General features: G+C 40.1%; 1 protein-coding gene. It reads left to right on the top strand.

The window, feature by feature from the left end; all coding sequences use genetic code 11:
• The first annotated feature begins 1,106 nt into the window (after positions 1-1,106).
• Complete coding sequence (locus F6K54_RS41850; protein ID WP_293090394.1) at positions 1,107-2,645, top strand: carboxypeptidase M32; 1,539 nt, start codon at positions 1,107-1,109, stop codon at positions 2,643-2,645.
• Positions 2,646-3,587: the final 942 nt, after the last annotated feature.

The raw sequence follows: 3,587 nt of genomic DNA, 5'->3' as shown, positions 1-3,587 counted from the left end.
GTTGTGACTGGAGTTCAGTCTTTTTCTCTTCATATCTCCATCTCCCCATCTCCCCATCTATTGTGCAAATATACAGATCTCTCCATCTCCCCATCCCCCCATCTCCCCATCTCCCCATCTATTGTGCAAATATACAGATCTCTCCATCTCCCCATCCCCCCATCTCCCCATCTCCCCATCTCCCCATCTATTTTTCTCTAGTGACAATAAATTTACCCTAGGGATTTAGGGGGCTTATGATGTAGCAAATGGGACTTCTCAGATAACCTCTAAGCCTTAATTATTCGGTAAATTGATAGATAACAAGCGATCGCCACACAAAAAATTCACAACTGATAATGAACGGGCCAGAGGCCCATTCCACTTTCACTTCCACTTTCACTTTCACTTCCACTTTCACTTCCACTTCCACTTCCACAACAAAACTATTAAAATCATTCCCCTTTTATGCAACGCCGAAAAAAGAATATTTCTCTCTCCTTACTTTCTCAGATATAGCCTTTTTCAGACTAATAGAAATCTCCAAAAATCTAATCAATTCCTATCAATAAATTATCAATTATTTCTCCCTGTTCCCTGTTCACTCAATAAGCGATCGCCACAGAAAAAATTCACAACTGATAACGAACGGGCCAGAGGCCCATTCCACTTTCACTTCCACTTCCACTTTCACTTCCACTTCCACAACAAAACTATTAAAATCATTCCCCTTTTATGCAACGCTGAAAAAAGAATATTTCTCTCTTCTTTCCTTCTAAAATATAGCCTTTTTCAGAGTAATATAAACCTCCAAAAAACCCATCAATTCCTATCAATAAACTATCAATTATTTCTCCCTGTTCCCTGTTCCCTAGCGCTATAAAATTCACAGCCTCAATTCATCAGGCATAGAACAAAAGTGAAAACTTGAATATACTGAAATAGAATCAACCTGAATACTCCCTATATTTATTGACTAATACAGCAGTCGAAGCAAAGCTTAGGACATTCCTAAATGCTCAAACCCAGTTAGGGATTACTTCTAACTTCTGACTTCATTAAATAATACCCCACCTAATAAGTAAAAAAATTAAACAAGCCTACTGTCCTAATATCATCTAGCCATCATGTCAACTATGACTACTTGCGAGACAAAATATCTAGAACTCAAAAACAGTCTTATCCAAATACGAGACCTAGAAACTGCCGCCTCTGTACTAAACTGGGACCAAACCACCTATATGCCCACCGGAGGAACTTCCGCCAGAGGCCGACAAATAGCCACCCTCAAAGAACTTGCCCATGAAAAATTTACCCACCCATCCATAGGTAAACTCCTCGAAGAACTCCGCCCCTACGAACAAAACCTTCCCTACGACTCCACTGCAGCTAGCTTGATCCGTGTTACTCGCCGAGACTACGAGCGTGCCATCCGAGTCCCCTCAGAATTCATGGCGAAATTTTGCCAACATCAAGCTACCGCCTACGAAGCATGGGTTAAAGCCAAATCTCTCAAAAACTTTTCCCTAGTACAACCATATTTAGAAAAAACATTAGACTTAAGTCGAGAACTAGCTTGCTTTTTCCCCCACAAACATATTGCCGATCCTCTCATTGACTTTGTAGACGAAGGCATGACAGTCTCCATACTTCGCCCTCTCTTCAGCAAGCTGCGCCAAAAATTATTACCCATAGTTGATGCCATTACCTCTGGCCCATCCGTTAATAATTTTTACCTCCACCAATACTACCCAAAAGAACAACAACTCAAGTTTGGACGTACTGTAATAGATCGTATTGGGTTCGACTTTCAAAGAGGCAGACAAGACGAAACACCCCACCCCTTTACTTCTAGCTTTTCCATTGGAGATGTTCGTATTACTACTCGGGTGTATGAAAATAACTTTACCGAAGCTCTATTCAGTACAGTCCACGAAGTAGGCCATGCTCTCTATGAACAAGGTATTGCCCTGGAACTAGAGGGAACACCCCTTGCTCAAGGAACCTCAAGCGGTATCCATGAAAGTCAATCCCGATTATGGGAGAATATGGTGGGACGTAGTCGAGGTTTTTGGGAATGTTTTTATCCCCAACTACAGGGTATTTTTCTTAAACAACTTAGTCGTATTTCTGTTTCAGAATTTTATCGAGCGGTTAATAGGGTTGTTCAGTCACCCATTCGTACTGATGCTGATGAAGTAACCTACAATCTCCATGTGATGATTCGATTCGATTTAGAATTGGCCATGTTAGAGGATAAGTTAGCTGTTTCTGACCTTCCTGAAGCTTGGAATGAACGCTATAAAAAAGATTTAGGTATATTTCCTGCTAATGATAGTGAGGGAGTAATGCAAGATGTACATTGGTATGGTGACATGATTGGGGGAATGTTTCAAGGCTATACTTTAGGTAATTTAATTGCTGCTCAAGTTTATGAAACTGCAGTGAAATCTAATCCCGAAATTACTGTTGCTATTGAACAGGGTAATTTTACTCTTTTGCATAAATGGTTAAAGCATAATATTTATCAACATGGTCGTAAATATACTGCTAATGAACTAATTGATAGAGTAACAGGTAAATCTTTAAGTATTGACCCATTTATTCGTTACATTCAAAATAAATATAGTGACATTTATTCTCTTGAATTAGCACTTTCTGCTTGAAGCGAAGCAAATTTTAAACCAGGAATTGAAGTTAAAATTATTTTGGAAATAATCAAAATATTTTCTACATTTCTTTGTTTTGATTATTCTCCAATTTTAACTCTATAGCAGAAGTAAGACTGACACACCTTAAATGGTGCATTAGATTCAATTCAAAAGTCAAAAGTCATGCATTCAAAAGTAAGAATTTTCAAGTTAAAAACTAATGCACAGTTTTAGCTGTGTCAGTCTAGTAGACTGACACGCCTAAAAATGTAGGTTGGGTTGAACGGCAGTGAAACCCAACAAAACCTTACTAATGTTGGGTTTATCCTAACGGATAAGCTCCGAAGATCGTCCCTCAACCCAACCTACACTTATTGCACCATTTTAGCTGTGTCAGTCCAGTAGTCCAGTAGGGTGTGTTAGCGGCAGCGTAACTGAGCGAAACCTTATATATAGTGCCTTTGCGTAAGTCCTGATTTAGCTAAAATTAGCAAAGTAGACCACAGTAGGGACGTTGCATGCAACGTCTCTACTGGGTTTTGGTTATGGCAATGTGGTTCATCAATATTGAAAAGCGCTGTAAAAGAGGATACGTAACTACCCAAATTTTCCGGTGAGGTACATCTGTTCCGGACAAGATGTCGGCGCTGAGAATGTTTAATTGTTAATATCTGTTCTTTTCTTTTTATGAAGCCGAATCTGCTGTAACTAAATGCCTTCTTCCCTATTCCTTCTTCCTAGAAAGATGTTAATATTAATTATTTGACATCCTCCCCGGCTGTTAGGCACGGGGATTCCTACTGAGCCATAGCTCCTCGGCGGGTTGACGTTTTGCTTCGCATAGCTGTCGCTAACACAGGGTGCTGCTTCCTTGGCGGTAGTCTAACGCTTCCCTCCACGTCCGCGCACGAGTTTCCGAGTGCCCCCCGGCAACTAATAATACGATAGCATATATTC

Origin of the sequence: Okeania sp. SIO3B5 (assembly GCF_010692555.1) — a bacterium.
In the GTDB taxonomy this organism is placed as follows: Bacteria; Cyanobacteriota; Cyanobacteriia; order Cyanobacteriales; family Microcoleaceae; genus Okeania.
The sequence above is the reverse complement of the archived record's forward strand: the minus strand, read 5'-3'. Positions and strand labels throughout refer to the sequence as shown.

Coding starts and splice junctions, on each gene's coding strand:
- F6K54_RS41850 (WP_293090394.1), top strand. CDS start 1,107: ATGTCAACTATGACTACTTGCGAGACAAAATATCTAGAACTCAAAAAC.